The following is a 22705-nucleotide window of genomic DNA, read 5'->3' on the forward strand; positions in this document are numbered from 1 at the left end:
AAGATTGCGACAAGCCTAACGCGATGGCATTGAAAAGTCCCGTTTACTGGTCGCGCAACCATTGCCGTACGTGAGCGACGTGGCGGCGGCTGACCGGCAGGGCCTCATCCGTGTCTGCCAGCCTGACCTGACACGACCCATCCTCCAGCCGTTCCAGGGAGCGGATGAAATGGGTGCCCACCAGGGTGTGCCGGTGAATGCGCAACAACTGGTCCGGAAACCGGCTTTCCAGGGCCTTCAGGCTGAGATCGGTCAGCGTCTCGCGGTTGTCGTGATGCAGGGTGACGTATTTCTGGTCCGCCTCGCAATACCTCACACGGGTCATGTCCACCAGTTCGGTACCCCGGGCACTGCTGACGCTGAGGTGGTGGCCCTCGTCAGCGGGCTGTGTCTGTAACGCCTGGAGCTGGACCCGGTTAAGGCGCTCGGCCCGGCCCAGGGCCTCGGACAGGGCTTCCCGCCGGACCGGTTTGAGCAGGTAGGCCACCGCCTGAACATCAAAGGCGCGTATGGCGTATTCATCGTAGGCAGTGCAGAAGATGATGGCCGGCGGGTCGGGTTCGGCGGTCAGCTGTGCGGCCACATCCAGGCCGTCGGCGCCGGGCATGCGGATGTCGAGCAATACCACGTCAGGCATGTTCCGGGCGACAGACGTCAGCACCTGATCGCCGGTGGCAGCCTCGCCCGCCACCTCGTAGCCTTCGAGCCCGGCAACCATGCGGCCGAGCCGTTCCCGGGCCAGGGGTTCGTCATCGGCAATCAGTACGCGTCTGTTCTGGGTCATTGTTTGCTGCTCGCGGTTTGCCAGGGAAGTCTCAATGTCACCGTATACAGGTCGCCCTGCTGGCTGTGTTTGAGTACGGCGGTCTCGCCGAACAGTGTCTGGATGCGGGCCTGGGTGTTACTGAATGCCACCCGGTTGCCCTGATGCTCGCTGGCGCCATTTTCCGGTTTCGGATTCTGTACCAGCAGATAAACGTACTGACCGCTGCGCTGGCTTTCAATAACCACGGTGCCGCCTTCCGGGCGCGGCTGGATGCCATGATAAATGGCATTTTCCACCAGCGGTTGCAGCGTCAGTGGCGGAATGGCCTGGTCTTCCAGCGCCGGGTCGTTGCGCCACTCCACCTTCAGCCGGTCACCCAGTCGCAGCTGCTCCAGGGCCAGGTAGCGGCGGCACAGGCCCAGTTCCTCTCGCAATGGCACAATACGCTCGGTGGTCTTCAGCGATGCCCTGAACAGTTCCGACAGATCGAGCACGGCGTCTTCCGCCTGTTCCGGGCGGGTGCTGATCAGGCTGGCGATGGTGTTCATGCTGTTGAACAGGAAATGAGGGTGGATGCGCGCCTGCAGGGCGGTCAGCCGGTAGGTCATTTCCGCCTGCTTCTGCTGGCGCCACTGGTGTTGCAGGTAGAAATAGCGCAGTACCATCAGCGTGGCGATGATGGCGATCAGCAGGCTCTTGCCCACGGCCTGCCAGTGGTCCGGGGTGGACTCCGGGTACAGGAAGGCGCCCGCGAGGCTGCTGAACAACAGGACATCCAGCGCGACCAGCGTCACCATGACCAGGGTGGCCCGTGGAGTTGTGAGCCCGGAAAGCCAGGGGCGGGCCAGGCAGATCAGCGCTGCGCTGGTGAGCACGGTCCACTGCACCAGCAGGGACACCAGGCCGAAATAGTTCCAGTCAAGCCACTGGCCGCGGGCGTGGGCCATGGCCAGCAGCATGACCATCAGTTCGCTGCTGATCACCAGCATGAACACGGAACGCACCCGGCACAGGTCCGGCACGAAGAAGCCGCCACTGGCGGCGCCGGGGTCATCCTTATGACGGTTTCTGGTACTGCCGGTGTTCATGCGGGTGAGAGTCCTCTCCGGGGTGCCGGGGTGTTATAATCCGCACACATTTTTCGCACCCGGATCATTCTGCCGGGCCGTCAGCAGGAAAGATACACCATGACCGACCAGAACAAGAGCTCTGAAAAACCCTGGGGAGGCCGTTTCAGCGAGCCAACCGACGCATTTGTGGAAAGGTTCACGGCCTCCGTGGATTTTGACCGGCGCCTGTACCATCACGATATCCGTGGCTCCGTGGCCCACGCAACCATGCTGGCGGAAGTGGGGGTGCTGACCGCTGACGAGAAAGACCAGATCATCCAGGGGCTGGAAGAGGTCCGTGCCGATATCGAGCAGGGCAGGTTCGAATGGTCCGTGAGTCTGGAAGATGTCCACATGAACATCGAGGCCAAACTGACCGAGCGCATCGGTATCACCGGCAAGAAACTTCACACGGGTCGCAGCCGTAACGATCAGGTGGCCACAGACATCCGCCTGTACCTGCGGGACGAGATCGATGCCATCGCTTCCGAGCTGGCCCGCCTGCGTGGCGGTCTGCTGGATCTGGCCGAGCGTGAGGCTGACACCATCATGCCGGGCTTTACCCACCTGCAGACCGCCCAGCCGGTGACCTTCGGTCATCACCTGCTGGCCTGGGCCGAGATGCTGGAGCGGGACGCCGAGCGCCTGCAGGACTGCCGCAAGCGGGTCAACGTGATGCCCCTGGGCGCCGCCGCCCTGGCCGGTACCACCTACCCCATCGACCGTGCCATGACCGCTCGCCTGCTGGGTTTCGACCGGCCCACGGAGAACTCCCTGGATTCGGTCAGTGACCGCGACTTCGCCATTGAGTTCTGCAGTTTCGCGGCGCTGCTGATGACCCACCTGTCCCGCTTCAGCGAGGAGCTGGTGCTGTGGACATCGGCCCAGTTCGATTTCATTGATCTGCCGGACCGCTTCTGCACCGGGTCGTCCATCATGCCCCAGAAGAAGAACCCGGATGTGCCGGAGCTGGTGCGTGGCAAGGTCGGTCGTGTCAACGGCCACCTGATCAGCCTGCTGACCCTGATGAAGAGTCAGCCGCTGGCCTACAACAAGGACAATCAGGAGGACAAGGAGCCGCTGTTCGATACCGTGGACACGGTCAAGGGCAGCCTGCGGGCCTACGCGGACATGATTCCGGCCATTACCGCCAGGGCCGACAACATGCGCGAGGCGGCCCGTCGCGGTTTCTCCACCGCCACCGATCTGGCCGATTACCTGGTCAAAAAGGGCGTCGCGTTCCGGGATGCCCATGAGATTGTGGGCAAGGCCGTGGCGTTGGGTGTCGCCGAAAAGAAAGACCTGTCGGAGATGACCCTGGAAGAGCTTCAGCAGTTCTCCGACACTATCGGCGACGACGTATTCGACGTGCTGACGCTGGAGGGCTCAGTGCAGGCTCGGGATCATCTTGGTGGTACGGCGCCGGATCAGGTCAGGGCGGCGGTTGCCCGCGCCAGGTCACGGTTGGGGTGATTTGCCGGGAAGCGCTGGCGGGTCGCCGTTTCAGGCGATGGCGCCGGCGGAGCGACTGCCCTGGTCGGTGTTGCCCAGCTCCGTCAGGGGCAGGGGCGCGCTGACCAGTTTGCCCTGGATCAGGTGGATACCCATGTTCTGCACACGCTGGCGGGCTATGTCGTTTTCCACGTTGGTGGCAATGCTGATCTTGCCAGTGGAGTTGGCGATCCGCTGCAGCGCTTCCATCATCACCAGATGCGTGGGTTCGTCTTTCATCCCCTGCATCAGTTCAGGTGCCAGCTTGATGTAATCCACTGGCAGGCGGCCGGCCAGGCGGTAACTGTCCATGCTGTTGCCGGCGCCATCGAGGGCGGTCTTGCAGCCGAGGCGCCGCAGCATGCGGCAGGTCTGGCGGCAGTCGGCAGTGTAGGCAACGGCATGATGGGCTGGTATCTCGAAGCACAGAGACCCGGGGTTCAGGCCGGTCTTTTCCAGAGCGCGGGCAATGAAGCCGGGAAACGAGCGGTCCTGCAGTGAGCCGAGTGACAGGTTGAAGCCGCAGTAGCCCAGTGTTTCGGATAGCTGTCGGTGCCGGTAAATATGGCAGAGCGTCTGCTTGATCACCTGTCGGTCGAGTCGTCGTGACAACTCGAACCGTTCGATCAGGGGCAGGAAATCCGGCGGTGTCATGGCGATGTCGGAGCCGTTGGCGCCCCGTAGCCGGGCCAGTACCTCGAAAGCCAGACCGCTTGCGCTGGTGTTCAGGGATTCGATGGGCTGGAACTCCAGGGGCAGGCCGCCCTGGGCCAGGCATTCGCGGATGTGAGCCAGCAGGGCCTTGGTCTGGGCAATGTTCTCCCGGTTGACGGGTTTGCCCGGCTGCCGCGTTGGTGCTTTCTTGGGAACGACGACTGCTTCTGGTGACCGGCTGTGTGCCTTTTCAGCGCGCCCTTTGCGAACGATAACCCTGGCCGCCATGAAATAGCCCCGACCATGACGCAGGGTCACCGTCAGCGGACGGCCCGTCTCGTGATAGTTGGCGTAATCCGGACTCAGTGGATTGTCTTCAGCGGAGGCAATCAGCTGTTTGAGGGGGCGCCCTTCGAGATCGCTGCTACTATAGCCAAGCACCAGCAGAATATTGGGATCGGTATCCGTCACGGTGCCGTCCTGGCCGATGGTCAGAACGGTCGTCACAGTCTCGCCGGCCCCTGGGCGGTGGCGGCAGATGACGAGCTCATTCACGTCAGAGTACTCCTGTCTCAGTCCCGGGACTGCATTATTATTCTCTGGCGTCCATTGCCGATTGCCTGAGGTGATAATGGTTGGTAATTCGCTCAGGTTGTTCTTCTGGTAGGCTATCCAAATGCCAACCCGATCACATTGTACAGATAAAACGGCGAAAGGAAACGTCTCGATTCTGGAGTGGTATTAGAACGTGCATAACCGTCCTGTATTGGTAGACTTTTCCGAAGGTGTCGACCGCAAGGTTCTGAAACGCATAACCGATCGTTTCTGCACCCTGAACCAGTTGAGGCTCGATCGTGCCCGTTCGTCGCTGACCTGGCGGCAGCAGATTGTGCTGGATCTGTTACCGCTGGTGTTCCATCTGAACCATCCGGCCCTGCCTGGCTACCATGCCAGTGACTGTCCCCATGGTCTGGACCGCTACCAGCCCTCCGATCTGGCCATTCACGCCGCCCAGCGGCTGGCCCGTTCCTTTCGCCCCAGCTCCGGGCGCAATACGCCGGGGGAGCTCACCGGGCTCTACCTGATGGGCAGCCCCGGCTCACTGGGGCATTCCGTGGCCAGTGACCTGGACGTCTGGGTATGTCATTGCAACGACCTGGCCCCGGGCCGTATTGCGGCACTCCATGAGAAAGCCAGACGACTGTCCCACTGGGCGGCGGACTATGGCCTGGAGCTGAATCTGTTCGTATTCAGTGCCGACGACTTTCGCCACGGACGCCAGGAGGCGGAAGTAACGGGGGAAAACTGCGGCAGCGCCCAGCATTATCTGCTGCTGGACGAGTTCTACCGCACTGCCATACACCTGGGTGGTCGCTATCCCCTGTGGTGGCTGATACCGGCGGAAGAGGAAAAACGCTACAGCGAGCTGACGCGTTTCCTGCAGGACAACCGCTTTATCCGGCCCGATGAGTATCTGGATTTCGGCGCGCTGCCGTCCATTCCGGTCACAGAGTTCCTTGGTGCCGGCATATGGCAGCTTTACAAGGGCATCGATTCCCCCTGGAAGTCGCTGCTCAAACTGTTGCTGATCGAATGCTATGCCCGTGATCGTCGCAACGGCCTGTTGTCCGGTGAGTTCAAGAAAGCGGTCTACAATGGCGACGCCACGGTCGATTCGGCGGACCCCTATGTCATGCTCTACCGCCGCCTGGAGCAGTGGTTGCTGTCCATGGAAGCACCGGGGCGCCTGGATCTGGTTCGCCGCGCCCTCTACCTGAAAACGGGGCTTCCGCTGACCCGCGCCGCCGAGACCGCCAGTCGCTGGCAGGGCAGGATCCTGCAGCAACTGGTGTTCGAATGGGGCTGGCAGCGGCAGATTCTGGCCGAACTCGATGCCCGCCACGAGTGGCGCGTGGAGACGGTGACGGACTTGCGTCGGCGGGTGGTGTCGGAGCTGACCCACAGCTATCGCCTGCTGTCCCGTATGGCCCGTAGTGACAATGTGCGTTCCAGTATCAGCACCGCGGACCTGAACCTGCTCGGCCGCAAGCTGTATGCCGCTTTCCAGCGCAAGGCCGGCAAGATCGAGATCATCAACCCCGGCATCGCCCCGTCACTGGCCGAGGAGAACCTGTCGTTCTGGCGGCGAAGCCCCGTGGCCGGGCATCCGGGGCCCGAAGGGTGGTTGTTGTTCCGTAACCTGGATAGCCTGGCGGACACGTTCTGGCAGTCTCCCATTCGACGTGCCGGCAGCCTGGTGGAGTTGGTCGTCTGGTGTCAGTGCAATGGTCTGTTGTCACCGGTGACTCGCCTCAACCTGCGTCAGGAAACCCCGGATGCCGAGACAGCCGCCCTGCTGACGGTGAAGGACCTGCGAGGCATGGTGGGTTTTATCCGCCAGTATCTTGGTGTGCCCCAGCCGCCATCCCGGGACGCACTGATGTCGCCGGTACATCCGGAAACCCATCTGCTGCTGGTCAATGTCGGCGTCGACCCCCAGGCCAGCCTGACGGAGCGGGGGCTTCACAAGCTCAGTGACCAGCACGATTCCCTGGGTTTCAGCGGTGGTCGTGACAATCTGGTAGCGACCATCGAGCAGGTCACCATCAACAGCTGGCGCGAGGTGAGCCTGCAACGGTATGTCACTGGCGATGCCCTGGTTCAGTGTCTGAAGAACCTGCTGGCGATGGCAGCCCGGGATCCCGCCAGTACGCCCTCCATCGATGTGTGGTGCGCCCGCGGCAGTCACTCCCAGGCCATTACGCGCCGCGTCCGGGAGCTGGTGGAAGATGTCATGCAACAGTTCTTTGCCGGTGGCACCGGGCCTCACCCGTTGCGCTACCTGCTGAGGGTTGATAAGCGATGGTTTGTGCTGCGTTTTGAGGGCTGCGAACCCGGGTTTGTCGGGCTGTCCACCGATGAGGAACTGATGGACTACCTGGCCCGTCCACAGCAAGACTATACGCCGGTGGTGCCGGACCGGTATGCGCTGCAGCAGGATCCGGCGTTCCGTGCCGTCTGCCAGGCGTGCCAGCCGGGCGTCATCCAGATGTTCTGGCAGCCCAGCGGGCGCAGGATCCGCTTCTGGGTGACCGACGAGACCGGCTCCCTGTATGGCTGGAGTCAGCCCTGGGCCGGTGGTCGTCGGCAGGCCCTGGTACCTCTCATGCGTTTCCTGGAGAACCTGGCCGAGCGGCGGCAGCTACGCCAGATGGCCGGTGCTGAAAGCCCGGTAGCCGAGCTGATCTGCAATGAGGTGATCGTGCAGGCCGGTGAGGCCCGTCTCGAGCGCACCCCGCTGGCGCCCGAATCCCTGGCCCTCGAAGGCATGGAGCTGCAGGCCGTCGGTGTACAGCAGGGTGATGGCAGTCTGCGCTTTGACCTTTTCTGCGACGAGCAGGAGTTTTCGTTCCAGGAATACGGCGAGCGGCAGATGGCGGCGGTCGCTCATCATGTCCGGCAAGGGCGCCGTCACGGTGAAAACTACCCGGTGTACCTCACGGATCTGCACCTGCCCCACGACCTGGATCCGCAGATGTGGCAGCAGGAACTCCAGACCTGCCAGTATATCTGGTACCGACAGCAGCTCCAGCTGGCCCTGAACCGCGAGCTGGGGCTGACCTGAGCGCCCCGCTGGCTCGCCCTGGCCGGGCTCCCTCAGGTATACTGCGCAATCGATTTTATTGAGGTGCAGCCCCGTCGCGACAGGGCTCCCGGCAGGAAGGTCTGATCATGAGAACTGCAATTTGTCTGGCCGTGCTGGTAATGATGTCCGTTCTTGCGGTCGGATGCGGCCAGAAAGGACCGCTGGAACGACCCCAGGAAACCGATACAGCCGTGTCGCCGGCGGATGACGACGCCCGGACAGCCTCTGAGTAACTACGAGTCGCCTCTGCGTCAGGTCAGGGGCCCAGAACCGTTAACAGGAACATTTCATGGATCAGTTCAGCTATCGTGACGGCCAGCTGTTCGCGGAACAGGTGGCGGTGGCCGACATTGCCCGCGAGCATGGAACGCCGGCCTATGTCTATTCCCGGGCAGCCTTCGAGAACCATTACCGGGCCTACGATGATGCCCTGGCGGGCCGCCCGCACCTGATCTGCTACGCGGTCAAGGCCAACAGTAACCTGGCGGTGCTGAACGTGCTGGCCCGTCTCGGAGCCGGTTTTGACATCGTTTCCGCCGGTGAGCTGGAACGGGTGCTGCGTGCCGGCGGCGATGCCAGCCGGGTGGTGTTTTCCGGCGTGGGCAAGCAGCCCTGGGAAATGCGCCGGGCCCTGGAAGTTGGCGTGCGCTGCTTCAATGTGGAGTCGGATACCGAGCTGGACCGCCTCAACGAGGTAGCGGGAGAGCTGGGTGTGAAGGCGCCCGTGTCCATGCGGGTCAATCCGGATGTGGATGCCGGCACGCACCCCTATATCTCCACCGGCCTCAAGCAGAACAAGTTTGGTATCGACATCGCCGACGCCCCCCGGGTGTATGCCCGCGCGGCGGAAATGCCCAACCTGGATGTGCAGGGTGTGGACTGCCATATCGGTTCGCAGCTGACCACGACCGCGCCGTTCCTGGACACCATGGACCGGGTACTGGCGCTGGTGGACCGGCTGGCGGACGAGGGTATCACCATCCGTCACCTGGATATGGGCGGTGGCCTCGGGGTGACCTACGATCAGGAGCAGCCACCGTCGCCGGCCGACTATATCGGCGCCATGGTGGAGCGCCTGGGAGACCGGAAGCTGGAACTGGTGCTGGAGCCCGGTCGCTCCATCGCCGCCAACGCCGGTATCATGCTCACGCGGGTAGAGTTCCTCAAGTGCACGGACGAGCACAACTTCGCCATTGTTGATGCTGCCATGAACGACATGATCCGCCCGGCTCTCTACAGTGCCTGGCAGGCCATTGTGCCGGCCTCCCCACGCCCCGAGTCAGAGCAGAAGTCCTGGGACATCGTGGGCCCGGTGTGTGAAACCGGCGATTTCCTGGGCAAGGACCGGCTGCTGGCCCTGGCCCCGGGCGACCTGCTGGCCGTTCGCTCGGCGGGGGCGTATGGTTTTGTCATGAGTTCCAACTACAACAGCCGTAACCGTCCCCCGGAACTGATGGTGGATGGCGACCGTGTTCATGTTATCCGTGAGCGGGAAACACTGGATGACCAGCTCCGCCACGAACACTGCCTGCCGCAATGAGTGAGGATGCGATGAGCGGACCAAGACGCAACAGTCAGGGCCCCACGCTGTCTTTCACCAAGATGCACGGCCTGGGCAACGATTTCATGGTGGTGGATGCCATCAGTCAGCCATTCCGCCTGCGCCCGGAGATGATCCGCAAACTGGCGGACCGCCATTTCGGCGTGGGCTTTGACCAGTTGCTGGTGGTAGAGCCCCCCGGGCTGCCGGATGTGGACTTCCGCTACCGCATCTTCAATGCCGATGGCTCGGAGGTGGAGCAGTGTGGCAACGGCGCCCGTTGTTTTGCCCGCTTCGTCCGTGATCAGCAGCTTACCAACCGCCGGGTGATCCGCGTGCAGACGGCTGGTGGCGTGATCGAATTGCGCGTTGGCCGGGAAGGCTGGGTGACGGTCAACATGGGGGTGCCGGAACTGAACCCGGCCGCCATTCCGTTCGCGGCGGAGTCACGCCAGCCGGTCTACCCGATAGAGGTGGACGGCCAGACCGTGGAGCTTTCGGCGGTGTCCATGGGTAACCCTCACGGAGTGCTTCTGGTGGACGACGTGGACACAGCGCCAGTGGCCACCCTGGGGCCTGCGCTGGAACGACACCCGCGGTTCCCGGCCCGGGCCAACATCGGATTTCTGCAGGTGCTTGACCGTGGCCGCGCCCGCCTGCGGGTGTTCGAGCGTGGGGCCGGGGAAACGCTGGCCTGCGGCACCGGCGCCTGTGCCGCGGTGGTCGCCGGGCAACTGCGCGGGCTGCTGGATAACCGGGTGCGGGTCACACTCCTCGGGGGCGACCTGGTGATTGAATGGCAGGGGGAGGGGGCCGCTGTTATGATGGAAGGACCAACTGCCCGTATCTTTGATGGCCAGATCCGCCTGCCTGGTGACAATCGCCGCCGTGGCCGCCGTCAATCGGGTCGCCAGTCGGAACGCCGGCCGGTAACAGAGCGCTGAACCGGGTGGGCACCAGAGTCGTGACGCCCGGGTCTGTAAAACAGCGGCCCGGCAGAAGGCCGTCGCAACAACAGGGGAACCTTCAGTGGATGCAACCTTGACCGCCGAGCAGGTGGCGGAGTACCTGCAGAATAATCCGGATTTCTTTGTTGGCCGGGACGAGCTGCTGCGCTCCCTGACACTGCCCCACGACAGTGGTCGGGCGATTTCCCTGGTGGAACGTCAGGTGCACCTTTACCGTGAGCAGCGGGATACCCTGCGCCATGAACTGGTGGAACTCGTGTCCATTGCCCGTCATAACGACCGCCTGTTCGAGAAAAGCAAGCGCCTGCTGATGCAGGTAATCGAAGCCCGCAACCTGACGGAGATGGCCTCCGCCATTGATGACAGCATCCGCGGTGATTTCGGCCTCGACGCTGCCTCCCTGATGCTGGTGGGAGATTCGCTGCCGGCGGGCAGTACCACCGGTGCCCTGCATGTGGTGACCGAGGAAGAGGCGGACAAGCAGCTGGGTTCCCTGCTTGGTGGTGAGCGTGCGGTTTGCGGTCAGTTCCGCGAGACCGATCGCAACTTCCTGTTTCCCGGTCGCGATGAGCCGGTGGCCTCGGTGGCGCTGGTGCCCCTGCGTACGGATCGCCTGGTGGGTGTGTTCGCTGTGGGAAGCTGCCAGCCTGGCTATTTCGACCAGAGCATGGGGTCCCTGTTCCTGAGCTATATCAGCGACACCCTGAGCCGTCTTCTGCCACCATTGCTGCAACGCCACCGCCAGGTGGAGCCGGTACTGGATGCGGTGGCCGAATCCCGCTGATATCTGCCGGGCGGTGGCCTATGCCCGGTGGTTCCAGATCTGGGTGCCGGGCATCCGGAGGACACGATGAGCCGCAATGAATCCGGCAACGATTCCCTGCCTGACAGCCTGACCGGCGCCGTGGCTGCCTTCCTGCACTACCTGTCTGCCGAACGTCGTCACTCTCCCCATACCCGCGAGGGCTATCAGCGGGATCTGACCCGGTTGATGCACTGGGCCACGGTTCAGTCGCCGCCGGTGGAACAATGGGAGCAGCTGACCGTCCCGGATGTGCGCCGTTACGCGGCCACCCTGAACCGGGATGGGCTGTCCGGCCGGAGTATTGCCCGGGCACTGTCGGCCATCCGGCGGTTCTACGACTACCTGATACGGGAGTATCGTGTCAGGAGCAATCCGGCCCTCGATGTACGTGCCCCGAAAAGTGGTCGCCGGCTTCCGGTGGCAGCGGATGCCGACCAGCTTGGCTACCTGCTGGATGCCCGCCCTGGAGATCCCCTGGAAGTGCGGGACCTGGCCATGTTCGAGCTGTTGTATTCTTCCGGTCTCCGTCTGGCGGAGCTGACCGGACTCGACCTCAGCCACCTCGATCTGCGCAGTGGCGAGGTGCGGGTGCTGGGCAAGGGCAACCGGGAGCGGGTATTGCCGGTGGGCCGCAAGGCCGGTAAGGCACTGAGGGATTGGCTGGCACTACGCCCTGCACTGGCGGCGACCGGTGAGAGTGCCGTATTTGTCAGCCAGCGGGGGCAGCGGCTCAGTGCCCGCAGCGTGCAGCAGCGGCTGGACCGCTGGGGCCGGCACCATGGAGCCGACCAGCACCTGCATCCGCATCTGTTACGGCATTCATTCGCCAGCCACCTGCTCGAATCCAGCGGCGACCTCCGCGCCGTGCAGGAGCTGCTCGGGCATGCCGACATTGCCACCACCCAGGTCTATACCCACCTCGACTTCCAGCATCTGGCGAGGGTATACGACGACGCCCATCCCAGGGCAAGACGGAAGAAGGCGATAGCGTCGGCTCAAGGCGATGGTAAAGGGGATTCGCTATAGTGTTCTTGCAACCTCCTGTGTTTCCGGCGTGACGGCGCCTGGAGACAGATTGCACGGAATTCAACCAGAACGGGACAGGACATGACATCCAACAAGAGCGGTCCGCAGTTTTCCGCCAGCGATGAGGCCGAGCTTCGGTATCTGGTCGAGCGTCTGCTGGCCCGTGCCAGCCTGGTATCGGAAGGGCAGGACGAGCGTCTGGACATGCTGTTGTCGGAGTTGCGCCAATACCTGCGAGGTCAGCAGCGGGACCCGGCGAGTCTGCGGGAGTTTCTTGAGCGCCTTGATGATGAACTTGCTCGTCTGGATGACCAGGTAACCAGTGAGTCCCGGGAGGCGGGGCGGATACTGTCGGGGCTGGTATCCTCTGTGGAACGCAGCGACCTGTTTCATGACGCCTCTTCCGAGCTGAAACGCCTGCGCCGGGAGTTGGGTCCCGGGGGGCTGCCCCGGCAGCAGTTGTTGCCCTGGCTTGAAACCTTTGCCCGGGTCACCGAGCAGGCCGTGGCCGGCGCGGACAGCGGATCAGGTCGCGAGCGGGGGCTATTCGGCCGACTCTTCCATCGACGTGACGACAGCGAGGTGGAAACCAGTAAGGACATGCCCGCGGAGCCACCGGGCCCGTTGCCCGAGCTCGACCTGGCCGTCAGGGGAGCAACCGCTGGTGCGTCTGAGCAGGCTGACGACGGGCAGCGTCTGCGGATTGCCCGGCGGGTCGGCGAGCTGATGGATCGGGTTATCCAGCAGGTCGAGCTACCGCCGGATACCCACAAACGCGCCATTTTACTGAAGTCGCGGCTGACTGACGAGCAGGACTGGGCCATGCTGCGACAGAGCCTGGACGAGACCGCCGACCTGGTGATTGCCGTCGTTACCCACAGCCAGCGGGAGTTCGAAAGCTTTCTTGAGCGCCTGGATGAGCGGCTGTCCTCGCTGCATGGCCACTTCAGCGATCACGCCGATGTCATGGCGGGCCGACGCACCTCGGCCTCGAAGCTGGAGGAAACCGTGCAGGCGGAGCTGTCGGAGCTGGGAGGCAGCCTGCACAGCAGCTCGGACCTGTCGCAGCTGCGCACGTCGGTGTCACGCCATATAGAGCGGATTGCCGGCACGGTCGAGGCCTTTCGCCGCCAGGAGGATGCGCGGGAACAGCAGTTGACGGATCAGATGGAGGCCATGCGGGAGAAGCTGGTGGCCATGGAAACCCATTCGGAACAGGTCCGCAAACAACTGGAGCAGGAGCGCGCCAGGGCGCTGACGGATATCCTCACGCAACTGCCGAACCGGGAAGCCTGGGACGAGCGGCTGCGTTTTGAGTATGACCGCTGGCAGCGTTACGGGCGCCCGGTAGCACTGGCCGTCATCGACATTGACCATTTCAAGCAGGTGAACGATTCGTTCGGACACAAGGCTGGTGACCGGGTGATTCAGCTGGTGGCGAAGGCGCTGCAGGCGCGCCTGCGGGCTACGGATTTCGTGGCCCGGTACGGCGGCGAGGAATTCGTTGCCGTGCTGCCGGAAACGACCCTCGATCAGGCGGTTGGCGTCGTCGATGACCTGCGTCGCCACGTGGCCGATATGCCATTCCACTTTGAGGGCCAGCCGGTGCGGGTGAGCGTTTCTGTCGGTCTGTCATGCTTCCGTGAGGGCATCGAGCCCGATGTCGTGTTCGATGAAGCCGACAAGGCTCTGTATACCGCCAAGAGCAACGGTCGTAACCGTGTGGAAATGGCCAGGGGGCTCAAGCCGTAGTGAGACAGGTTCTTTTCCTTGCACTGATACTAAGCGTACTGTTTCTGCCCCAGGCCAGTGCCGACCCGGATACTCCGTTGCCCTGGCCGGTACTGGGGGCTGATGAACTGGCCCTGCTGGAGGGTATCGACGAGCTGGCGGTCGGCGTGCGCGCCGGTCAGCCACCACTGGCCTTTACGACTGCCGAAGGCTGGCTGACCGGCACCTACGTGGATTACCTGAAGCTGATCGCCGGCAAGCTGCGGATCGGTCTTGATGTCCAGGTTCTGGGGACTACGGCCAGTGACCGGGACGAGCAGGAGACTGCCGGGCCGGAGGTGCGGGTCAGCATCCGTCGCCCCGAGGAATCGGGGCAGGAGAACTGGTTGCGATCCCGCCCGATCATGCAGCTGACCTACGGTGTCTTCGCCGACCCGGGTGACGCCGGTATTCGCCGGCTGTCGGATCTGGAGCGCCGGCGGGTCGCGCTGGTGGGCAAGGACAGCAACCAGTATGCGCTGCTGGATTCGGTCAACAACTTCACCCCGGTGCCCGTAGCCACCATCAGTGAAGCGGTCAGCATGGTCCTGTCCGGGCAGGCCGATGCGTTCGTGGCGCCAGTGCCGGTCGTGTCGGATTACCTTCAGTCGGCGCTGATCAATGGGGTGGGACTGATTGAGCTGCTGGACAGCAATCCCGTCGATGTGGTGCTGGAGGTAAAACAGGATCGGGCCGAACTGGTGCCCATACTCAACCGCACCATAGAGTCCATCAGCCACAACGAGCATCGGCGTATCCGCGCGTCCTGGTTGCCGGACCCGGTTGTAGAGCAGGGTACGGAGGAAGGCCTGGCCCTCAGTTCCATCGAAAGGGAATGGCTGCGGCAGCATGGTCCGTTACGCATAGCCTATCGCGGGAACTGGCCGCCGTTCGAGTTCACCGAGAATAACAATCCGCGGGGCCTGGTGCCGGATCTGGTGCAGCGGCTGGCGACCGGGCTGGGCACAAATGTTGACAGCCGATCGGTGTCGGACTGGGCCACGGCCGAGAAGATGCTGCGCAACGGCGATATAGACGTGCTGCCGGCTCTGCCACGAACTCCCCGCCGGGAAGAGGATTTCCTGTTTACCCGGGCCTACCTGACCCTGCCTATCGTCGTGGTGATCCGTGAAGACGGCCGGTTTATCGGTGATTTGCGGGAGCTTCGCCAGGAGCGGGTGGGGGTGGTCAGCCAGCATGCGGCCCACGATTATCTGCTGATCAACCATCCGGATCTCAACATCTACCCGGTCAACACCGTTCAGGATGGGCTGCTGGCATTGTCCAATGGCGATCTGGACGTGATGGTAACGCATATTCCGGGGGTCAGTTACACCGTCGCCAAGCTGGGGCTGTCGAACCTGCGCATTACCAGCATCACGCCCTACGAATATGAGTTCCGTATGGCGGTGAACCGCGAACGGGGGCAGCTGGTGCGTATCCTCAACAAGGGGCTGGGCACGATTGATACCACCGAGAAGGATGCCATCTACAATCGTTGGGTGTACCTGGATATCGAACAGGACCGTGACTATACCGCCATCAAGCGGGTGGTGCTGATCGCGGTAGTGGTGGTGCTGATCTTCCTGTACTGGAACCGCAAGCTGTCGCGGGAGGTGGACGAACGTATTCGCTCGGAACACGCACTGCGGCGCAGCGAGGATGAGCTCAGGGCCGCCAAGCTGGAGGCCGAGCGACTGGCGCGGGAGGCGGAGAGCGCCAATCGGGCCAAGAGCGAGTTCCTGGCCAATATGTCCCATGAGATACGCACGCCCATGAATGCGGTGATCGGCTACAGCGACCTGCTCAGCAAGACGGTTACCGACCCACGCCAGAATCACTACCTGGACGCCATACGCGCCAGCAGTCGCAGCCTGCTGATGCTGATCAACGACATCCTCGACCTGTCCCGTATCGAGGCCGGCAAGATGCGTCTGGAATACGGCCCGGTCAGTCTGCGGCGCCTGTTGCAGGACGTGCGCCATATTTTTGATCTGCGGGCCCGCGAGCACAATGTCAGCCTGGAAGTCAGCGTGGCACCGGACATGCCCGGCGGGATGATTCTGGACGAAACCCGCCTGCGCCAGGTGCTGTTCAACCTGGTGGGTAATGCTATCAAGTTCACCCATGAGGGTGGGGTTACGGTTCGGGCCGAAGTGTCGGCTACGGAGCCAGTGGGTGAGGACGAATTCTGCCGCCTGTCCATCGCTGTCACGGATACCGGCATCGGCATTGCGGACGACCAGCGGGAGCGGATCTTTGATGCCTTTGAGCAGCAGGAAGGCCAGAGCAGCCGCAAGTATGGTGGTACCGGGCTGGGCCTGGCCATCAGTCGCAAGCTGGCCCACATGATGGGGGGCGAGCTCAGTGTGGACAGTGTCCATGGCGAAGGCTCCACATTTGTACTTGTGCTGCCGGATGTCCAGGTGGTGCCCATGGAGGACGAGCCGGAGGATGAGCCGGAGGAAAACCGTGCGCCGATGACTGAAACCCTCGACATGCAGGAGCGCAGCTGGCTCAAGGAGCAGTTGCGGGAGGACTTTGGCGACGAATGGCGGACCGTGCGCGAAAGCGGCGACCCGGAACAGATGCGCTATTTCGCTGCGCGGGTGCTCACCTGGGGGCAGCGGTACCGGTCACGGGCGGTGACGCGCTATGCGGAAAAACTGATGGCCGACGTGGATGCCTTCAACCTGGATGCCGTCAACACGGCGCTGGAAGCGTTTCCCGATCTGTTGGGCAGCGAGCCGGATGCGAGAGAAGAGCCGTAAAATGCGGCTCCGGGGTTCTCAGGGGATGCAGTCGTACTGGTAGTGGCGGTCGAAGGCCACGCTTACCATGTCGTAGCCCTGCTGGGTCAGGTCACGGATCAGGTCCAGGTTGCCCAGCAGTGTCATGCAGATCTCGTGGACCCGGGCAACCTGGGTTTCGCGGGACTCGTCCCGATTGCTGCGAAAGTCGACGATCAGGTATTTGCGATCGACTCCGGATGTTGTCGGAATGTCGGTACGTTCCACGCTGTCGAAGCCGATGTAGGTGAGTTCATCCTGCGGAAACAGCCGGTTCATCAGCATGTCGATATTCTCGGCACTGGCCAGCAGGGGCATCAGACCAAGCAGCAATCCTGTCAGGTAGGTCAGTGAGCGGTTGACCATGCCGTATCTCCCGGAGTTAGTGTCCCGTCTGGTCCATTCGTTGCGGCGAATGAACCAGATGGGACACCGGCTGTTACATTCTGTTACGGAAATTATCTCAGAAAAATACGGGTAACGTCGGCAAAACGGGCCGCATTTTTCAACCTTTAACAAACTAGTGTCCCGTCTGGCTAATTCCTTAACCTACTGCTTGCCTCTGAGGGCTCTGACCAAGGCGCCAGTCTGCAGGTGTGGTGGTTCCACATCAAAGACTGGCAACACAGGCTCAGAGTCCTCAGAGGCAAGCCCTTCGGGAGCTCAGTAGGTTAAGGAATTAGCCAGACGGGACACTCGGGCCAGTTTGGCACGGCACGTGCCATTTCCGGGCGTGGAACGCTAAACTACAGTAACGGGGGCCATCAGTCATTATCGTCTGCTGGCTGGCCTGGATACGATCGACGGCAATCGCAAGGATCAGACCATGTTTCAGTTGATTTTCCGGGGCGAGTGTCAGCCCGGCACCGACATTGATACCGCCCGTAGCAACGCACGCACCCTGTTCAAGGCGTCCGTCGAGCAGGTCGACCGCATGTTCAGTGGCAGCCCGGTGGTGATTCGCAACCGGCTTGAGGAGGATCAGGCGGAAAAGTACCGTGCGGTTCTGGCCCGTCACGGCATGACGGCGTATGTGGAACCCATGCCGGAGAGCAAGCCGGCCAGCCCACCGCCAGGTCCGGAGCCGGAGGCCGCTCGGCCAGCCGGGTCTGCGGCCCAGCCTGCCGGGGCGGAAACGAGGGAGCGTCCGGCGTCCGGTGCCGGTCCACAAGTGGAGCCCGGCGATCGTCTGCCGGTTGCCGGTGACAAGGTGGATGATCTGCTGGCAGGCTCCAGCCTTGGCCTGGAGCCCACTGGCTCCAGGCTGAGTGAGGAAAGGCACGACCCGGCCCCCATGTTCCAGCATCTCGATGAATGGACCCTCGCGCCGGCCGGCACCGAGCTGGGCGTCAGGCGTGATGCGCCGCCACCGGTGGTGCCGGATGTCAGTCACCTGTCGCTGGTGGATGAGCCGAATGAGAAAGGGTCGACCGGCCAGTAGAGGAATCTTTCAGGGAAGGAACCTGATCAGGGAGTGATACCGTGCGTCATTGTTTTCGTCTGTCTATCGCCTGCGTTCTGCTGCAGTCGCTGAGTCTTTTCGTACCTGTGATCGCCCTCGGGGCTCCGGTGGCCGCCTCCCCGCCACCGGATCTGCCGGATCGGGGAGAACGGCCGGTGGTCGGACTGGTACTCAGCGGGGGTGGCGCCAAGGGCTTGGCCCATGTTGGCGTATTGCGGGTTCTGGAGGAGGTCCAGGTGCCGGTGGATATGGTGGTCGGCACCAGTGCCGGGGCCGCCGTGGGGGCTCTCTACGCCCAGGGCCTGTCGGTGGAGGAGATCGAGGACCGGTTGCTGGAGGTGGACTGGGTCTCCAGTTTTCAGGACACGCCGGGCCGCACCTATGAGCCGGTGCACCGCAAAGAGGAAGGCTGGCGATTTCCCATCCGCCCCGGCCTCGGGGTAGGCCTGGACGGGTTCCGGGTCGGGCGTGGCCTGATTTCCGGACAGAACCTGGGGTTTATTCTTAACGGTCTGACACAGGAAACGGCACTGGTCCGTAATTTCGACCAGCTTCCCATCCCCTTTCGTGCCGTAGCCACCGACCTTGAGACCGGTGAACAGGTGGTGCTCTCTGACGGCAACCTGGCCGAGGCCATACGCGCCAGCATGAGTATTCCGGGGGTTTATGCGCCGGTGTCCCTTGACGGGCGTCTGCTTGTGGACGGGGGCGTGGCCAATAACCTGCCTGTCAGCGTCGCCCGGGAGATGGGTGCTGATGTGGTGATTGTGGTGGATATTTCCGAGAAACCGGGTGAGGAGCAGTCCCTGGATCAGGCGTTCTCGGTGGTCCGTCAGCTTACCACATTGATGACCCGACGCAGCGTGGAGGAACAGCTGGCATCCCTTGACTCGGACGACGTGCTGATCAAGCCGGAACTGAGTGAGCTGAGCTCGGCGGATTTCTTTGAGGCGCCCCTGTTGATGGAACTGGGCGCCACCGCTGCCCGTGAGCAGGCAGGTGCATTGAACCGACTGGCGGTTGATGATGAGCCCTGGCGCGACGTAAAGGCGCTGCGGACCGAGCGGAGTTTCCGGCCCGGGGTCATCAGCGATGTGGTGATACGTCAGGACAGCCGCCTGGCCGACCGTTTCCTGCGGGACAGGATTCGCCAGCAGCTGGGAGAGCCACTGGATGTGCAACAACTTGAGGAAGATCTGAACCGCATCTATGGCCTGGGCTATTACGAGACCGTCAGCTACAGCCTGGCGCCGGGCGAACACGGCACGGTACTGGAAATTCTGGTGCGGGAGAAAAGCTGGGGGCCGAACTATCTGAGCTTTGGTCTGGGCTACGAGGAGAATTTTGAAAGTGATACCCGGTTCAATGTGGCTGCCTCGCTGCGCATGACAGAACTCAATCGCCTCGGCGGCGAGTGGCAGACCGGTCTGCAGCTGGGGACCCAGCCCTGGGTGAGAACGGACTGGTTCCAGCCCCTGGACTATGGCTATCGCCGGTTCCTGGTGGCGGGTGCCGAGTACAAACAGGATCAGTACAGCGTGTTCGACTCGAATGGCGACCGGACGGCGGAAGTGGATCTTACCAGCCGTCAGGTGGATCTGGCCCTGGGCAGCGAGCTGGGCGCCAACGCTGAGATCAGGGCCTCCCTGAAACGGGGTTACGCCAGCGTGGATGATCGGGTTGGCAACAGTGACGCTGGCGGCGACCGTATCCAGCAGGGTAGCTGGAACCTGCGTTATGTCTACGATTCCCTCGACGACCCGTTCCTGCCCGAGAATGGCGCCTTCGCCGGTCTTCGCGGCCGCTTCGAGCGCCCGGGGCTGGGTGCCGACAGTGATTTCGACCAGGCGGTGTTACGGCTGGCCAGCGCCGGCAATCGCGGTGACTGGGTGGTGTCCGGCGAGTTCTTTGCCAGTGTGGTGACCCGAGGGCAGGCCGGACTCGAGAACAATATATTGCTGGGCGGTTTCCGCAGGCTGTCAGCCTATGGCCAGGGTGAAATAAGCGGGCAGGATGCGGTGCTGGGCTCGGTGGTGGGGTACCACAAGTTTGGCGGTCCCATCGTACCGTTTTTCCTGGGCACCGGCGTGGAAGCGGGCAACGCCTGGGAGGATATCGGTGACGCCGGCTGGGACGATGTGCTTATGTCCGGCACTGTGTTTGCGGGCATGGACACCGTGATTGGTCCCGTTCAGGCGGCGGTTGCCTATAACAACGATGACCGCTGGGGTATCTACCTGAACGTGGGCTATTCCCTGCGGCAGCTGTTTGACTGATCACGCCCGCCAAGGCCACACCAGGGTTACAGTAGTGGCGCCATCAGACGGGCTGAGCGGCAGGCCAGCCGGAACAGCAGGGAGCGGTCCTCATAATCCGCCCGTTCCAGCACCCGGCTGCTGGCCAGGTCAGCTTCCAGCATGGCCTCCACGTCCGCTACGAAATCCGGTGCGGTGGTGAGGGCGGCAATCTCGAAGTTCAGTCGCATCGACCGGTTGTCCAGGTTGGCCGTACCCACGGCGGCATATCGCTGGTCCACCAGCACCACTTTCTGGTGCAGGAAGCCAGGCTGATACTGACAGATCTTGATGCCGCACTCGTTCGCACTTACCAGATAGGAATAGGCTGCCAGGGTGATCAGCAGATGGTCCGACTTCTCGGGAATCAGGATTCGCACGTCCACCCCGCGCATGGCGGCCAGCTGCAGGGCGTTGATGATCTGGAAATCCGGCACGAAATAGGGCGATGCGATCCACAGGCGCTCGCGCGCGTTATTGATGCAGTTGAGGAAGAACAGGGTGCAGGTTTCCCAGCGGTCAGCGGGACTGCTGGGTAAAATCAGCACCTGCTGGTCGCCCGTATCGGCACGCTGGGGCTGCCAGTTCAGTTCCGGATTCCTGTCGGCCGCCCAGTTCCAGTCCTCCAGCCAGGCCAGTTGCAGCCCCAGCACCGCCGGGCCGGAAACCCGACAGTGGGTGTCCCGCAGCATTTCCTCACCAGGCTCCGTGGCCAGGTATTCGTCGCCCAGGTTGATGCCGCCGACGAAGCCGATTCGACCATCACACACCAGAATCTTACGGTGATTACGGAAGTTGATCTGTAACCGGCGGCGGCGTACGTTGCCATTGCCGAAGGAAGCCACATTGGCGCCGGCGGTTTTCAGGGCGTTCAGGTAGCGGCCCGACAGAAACAGGCTGCCAATGTCGTCGTACAGGAAATAGACCCGCACGCCCTGGGCGAGCTTGCGGCGGAGGATGTTGAGAATCCGGGTTCCGACCCGGTCGGACCGAACAATGTAGAACTCCAGCAGTATGTAGTCAGTGGCGTTTTCCATGGCATCGAACAGGGCTTCGAAGGTGGCCTCGCCATTCTTCAGGAGCGTGCAGTGGTTGCCGCCGGTGAAGGGTTGTCTGCCCAGTTTGCTCAGCACCTGCAGTTCATCAACGCCATTGGGAAACTCCGGGTATGGAATGCCCTCGGCCTGATGCTCGTACTGGCTAAGCAGGGGCTCCAGTGTCTGGTCGTTCAGGCGCCGGGCTCGCACATAGCCCGAAAACCGGTTTCGACCGAACAGCAGGAACAGGGGCACGGCGATCCACGGCATGCCGATCAGGCTGATGACCCAGGCGATGGCACCCTGGGCGGTACGGTAGCTGAGCAGGATGCGGTAGACGCAGACCAGGGCCACGCCGTAGAACGCCGTGACAACAACGGCCAGCAGTGAAAAGTCGGGCATGTACTGTACTCTTGCGAACGGACCCTGCAACAATAGCAAACCCGGGCAGGTCCTGTATGGCCCCGTTGTATGCGATGGGTCAGCGCCGGTCCAGTCATCATCAACAGATTGAACGAGGTATCCATGAGCGTCAGGTTACACCACCGGATCACCGGCGAAGGCAGGCCACTTCTGCTGCTTCACGGGTTGTTTGGCTCCCTGGAGAACCTGGGCGGTGTCAATCAGAGGTTGCAGGCTGACTGGCAGATCCACGGGCTGGATCTGCGTAATCACGGTCGGTCGCCCCACACCGACAGCATGGATTACCCGGCCATGGCCGAGGATGTGGTTGCCTATCTGGACCAGCAGGGCATCGACCGGGCCTGCCTGCTGGGTCATTCCATGGGCGGCAAGATCGCCATGCAGGTGGCCCTTACCCACCCGGAGCGGGTGGAGCGGCTGATTGTGGCGGACATCGCCCCGGTCACTTACCGCCCCCGCCATGACGCCATCCTGGAGGGTATGAAGAACCTGGATCTCTCCACCATCAACTCCCGCGGCGACGCAGACCGGGCCTTACAGGACTACGTGGAGATCCCGGAGGTTCGCATGTTCCTGCTGAAGAACCTGATACGGGTACCAGCCGACGAGAAGGAAGACAATCCTGACAGTTTCCGCTGGCGCCTGAATCTGCCGGTCATCGACGCGTGCTACCAGAATCTGGCCGACGCCCCGGAGGGTGAGGGGCCGTATGACGGGCCGGTGCTGTTCATCAAGGGCTCTGATTCCGCCTATATCCAGCGCAAGCACCACGAGCGTATCAAAACCCTGTTTCCGGCGGCCCGAATCGAGGAAATCGAGGGGGCAGGGCACTGGCTGCATGCGGAGAAACCGGACGAATTCGCCCGACTCTGCCGGGAGTTTCTGACATCCTAGACGGGACATCCCTGGTCGCTCTTGCCATTGG

At 62.7% G+C, this 22705-nt stretch carries 17 protein-coding genes; 12 read left to right on the forward strand and 5 right to left on the reverse strand.

The genetic code is table 11. The annotated features are described in order from the left end of the window. Nucleotides 1–43: 43 nt before the first annotated feature. Both ACFOZ5_RS16970 and ACFOZ5_RS16975 read right to left on the reverse strand, forming a co-directional pair. Complete coding sequence (locus ACFOZ5_RS16970) at nt 44–784, reverse strand: LytR/AlgR family response regulator transcription factor (protein WP_379889490.1); 741 nt, start codon at nt 782–784, stop codon at nt 44–46. Then, complete coding sequence (locus ACFOZ5_RS16975; protein WP_379889492.1) at nt 781–1854, reverse strand: sensor histidine kinase; 1074 nt, start codon at nt 1852–1854, stop codon at nt 781–783. Before ACFOZ5_RS16975 ends, ACFOZ5_RS16970 begins: the two co-directional genes overlap by 4 nt. Before the next feature lie 99 nt (nt 1855–1953). Here ACFOZ5_RS16975 and argH point away from each other — a divergent pair, with 99 nt between their 5' ends. Further along, nucleotides 1954–3348: an argininosuccinate lyase gene (gene argH / locus ACFOZ5_RS16980; protein WP_379889496.1), complete on the forward strand. Its 1395-nt coding sequence runs from the start codon at nt 1954–1956 to the stop codon at nt 3346–3348. Nucleotides 3349–3378: 30 nt separating this feature from the next. On the opposite strand, the gene ACFOZ5_RS16985 is transcribed toward argH, so the two are convergent. After that, complete coding sequence (locus ACFOZ5_RS16985) at nt 3379–4575, reverse strand: sensor domain-containing phosphodiesterase (RefSeq protein ID WP_379889499.1); 1197 nt, start codon at nt 4573–4575, stop codon at nt 3379–3381. A 193-nt stretch (nt 4576–4768) separates the two neighbouring features. Between ACFOZ5_RS16985 and ACFOZ5_RS16990 the strand changes: the two genes are divergently transcribed. From ACFOZ5_RS16990 to ACFOZ5_RS17025, 8 genes are all read left to right on the forward strand, one after another. Next, nucleotides 4769–7645: a class I adenylate cyclase gene (locus ACFOZ5_RS16990; protein WP_379889501.1), complete on the forward strand. Its 2877-nt coding sequence runs from the start codon at nt 4769–4771 to the stop codon at nt 7643–7645. Between the two features lie 107 nt (nt 7646–7752). After that, complete coding sequence (lptM, locus tag ACFOZ5_RS16995; protein ID WP_379889504.1) at nt 7753–7899, forward strand: LPS translocon maturation chaperone LptM; 147 nt, start codon at nt 7753–7755, stop codon at nt 7897–7899. A 56-nt stretch (nt 7900–7955) separates the two neighbouring features. Further along, the gene (lysA, locus tag ACFOZ5_RS17000; protein WP_379889506.1) at nt 7956–9206 is read left to right on the forward strand and encodes a diaminopimelate decarboxylase; all 1251 of its coding nucleotides are present in this window, start codon (nt 7956–7958) and stop codon (nt 9204–9206) included. A gap of 11 nt (nt 9207–9217) precedes the next feature. Further along, the gene (gene dapF / locus ACFOZ5_RS17005; RefSeq protein WP_379889509.1) at nt 9218–10150 is read left to right on the forward strand and encodes a diaminopimelate epimerase; all 933 of its coding nucleotides are present in this window, start codon (nt 9218–9220) and stop codon (nt 10148–10150) included. Nucleotides 10151–10235: 85 nt separating this feature from the next. Continuing rightward, nucleotides 10236–10958 (forward strand): DUF484 family protein, encoded by a 723-nt coding sequence (locus ACFOZ5_RS17010; RefSeq protein ID WP_379889512.1) that lies wholly within the window; start codon nt 10236–10238, stop codon nt 10956–10958. Between the two features lie 66 nt (nt 10959–11024). Beyond that, nucleotides 11025–12005 (forward strand): tyrosine recombinase XerC, encoded by a 981-nt coding sequence (gene xerC / locus ACFOZ5_RS17015; RefSeq protein WP_379889514.1) that lies wholly within the window; start codon nt 11025–11027, stop codon nt 12003–12005. An 81-nt stretch (nt 12006–12086) separates the two neighbouring features. Next, nucleotides 12087–13757, forward strand: a complete 1671-nt coding sequence (locus ACFOZ5_RS17020; RefSeq protein WP_379889516.1) for a diguanylate cyclase — start codon at nt 12087–12089, stop codon at nt 13755–13757. After that, complete coding sequence (locus ACFOZ5_RS17025) at nt 13757–16546, forward strand: ATP-binding protein (RefSeq protein ID WP_379889519.1); 2790 nt, start codon at nt 13757–13759, stop codon at nt 16544–16546. Before ACFOZ5_RS17020 ends, ACFOZ5_RS17025 begins: the two co-directional genes overlap by 1 nt. Before the next feature lie 18 nt (nt 16547–16564). On the opposite strand, the gene ACFOZ5_RS17030 is transcribed toward ACFOZ5_RS17025, so the two are convergent. Beyond that, entirely contained in the window at nt 16565–16930 is a 366-nt protein-coding gene (locus tag ACFOZ5_RS17030) for a hypothetical protein (RefSeq protein ID WP_379889521.1), read from the reverse strand. Nucleotides 16931–17390: 460 nt separating this feature from the next. Between ACFOZ5_RS17030 and ACFOZ5_RS17035 the strand changes: the two genes are divergently transcribed. Together ACFOZ5_RS17035 and ACFOZ5_RS17040 are read left to right on the forward strand one after the other, a co-directional pair. Continuing rightward, the gene (locus tag ACFOZ5_RS17035) at nt 17391–18005 is read left to right on the forward strand and encodes a hypothetical protein (protein ID WP_379889523.1); all 615 of its coding nucleotides are present in this window, start codon (nt 17391–17393) and stop codon (nt 18003–18005) included. A 41-nt stretch (nt 18006–18046) separates the two neighbouring features. Then, nucleotides 18047–20302 (forward strand): patatin-like phospholipase family protein, encoded by a 2256-nt coding sequence (locus tag ACFOZ5_RS17040; protein ID WP_379889525.1) that lies wholly within the window; start codon nt 18047–18049, stop codon nt 20300–20302. A 26-nt stretch (nt 20303–20328) separates the two neighbouring features. Here ACFOZ5_RS17040 and cls read toward each other — a convergent pair whose 3' ends face one another. Further along, nucleotides 20329–21759, reverse strand: coding sequence for a cardiolipin synthase (cls, locus tag ACFOZ5_RS17045; protein ID WP_379889527.1), 1431 nt, complete (start codon nt 21757–21759; stop codon nt 20329–20331). Nucleotides 21760–21882: 123 nt separating this feature from the next. Between cls and ACFOZ5_RS17050 the strand changes: the two genes are divergently transcribed. Beyond that, nucleotides 21883–22674, forward strand: a complete 792-nt coding sequence (locus ACFOZ5_RS17050) for an alpha/beta fold hydrolase (protein ID WP_379889530.1) — start codon at nt 21883–21885, stop codon at nt 22672–22674. The last annotated feature ends 31 nt before the right edge of the window (nt 22675–22705 follow it).

The organism is Marinobacter lacisalsi (genome assembly GCF_042651045.1).
Taxonomy (GTDB): domain Bacteria; phylum Pseudomonadota; class Gammaproteobacteria; order Pseudomonadales; family Oleiphilaceae; genus Marinobacter; species Marinobacter lacisalsi.

Bases quoted from the DNA above. Each gene is read 5' to 3' on its own strand.
- ACFOZ5_RS16970 (WP_379889490.1), bottom strand. From the start codon at position 784: ATGACCCAGAACAGACGCGTACTGATTGCCGATGACGAACCCCTGGCC.
- ACFOZ5_RS16975 (WP_379889492.1), bottom strand. From the start codon at position 1,854: ATGAACACCGGCAGTACCAGAAACCGTCATAAGGATGACCCCGGCGCC.
- argH (WP_379889496.1), top strand. From the start codon at position 1,954: ATGACCGACCAGAACAAGAGCTCTGAAAAACCCTGGGGAGGCCGTTTC.
- lptM (WP_379889504.1), top strand. From the start codon at position 7,753: ATGAGAACTGCAATTTGTCTGGCCGTGCTGGTAATGATGTCCGTTCTT.
- lysA (WP_379889506.1), top strand. From the start codon at position 7,956: ATGGATCAGTTCAGCTATCGTGACGGCCAGCTGTTCGCGGAACAGGTG.
- dapF (WP_379889509.1), top strand. From the start codon at position 9,218: ATGAGCGGACCAAGACGCAACAGTCAGGGCCCCACGCTGTCTTTCACC.
- xerC (WP_379889514.1), top strand. From the start codon at position 11,025: ATGAGCCGCAATGAATCCGGCAACGATTCCCTGCCTGACAGCCTGACC.
- ACFOZ5_RS17020 (WP_379889516.1), top strand. From the start codon at position 12,087: ATGACATCCAACAAGAGCGGTCCGCAGTTTTCCGCCAGCGATGAGGCC.
- ACFOZ5_RS17030 (WP_379889521.1), bottom strand. From the start codon at position 16,930: ATGGTCAACCGCTCACTGACCTACCTGACAGGATTGCTGCTTGGTCTG.
- ACFOZ5_RS17035 (WP_379889523.1), top strand. From the start codon at position 17,391: ATGTTTCAGTTGATTTTCCGGGGCGAGTGTCAGCCCGGCACCGACATT.
- cls (WP_379889527.1), bottom strand. From the start codon at position 21,759: ATGCCCGACTTTTCACTGCTGGCCGTTGTTGTCACGGCGTTCTACGGC.
- ACFOZ5_RS17050 (WP_379889530.1), top strand. From the start codon at position 21,883: ATGAGCGTCAGGTTACACCACCGGATCACCGGCGAAGGCAGGCCACTT.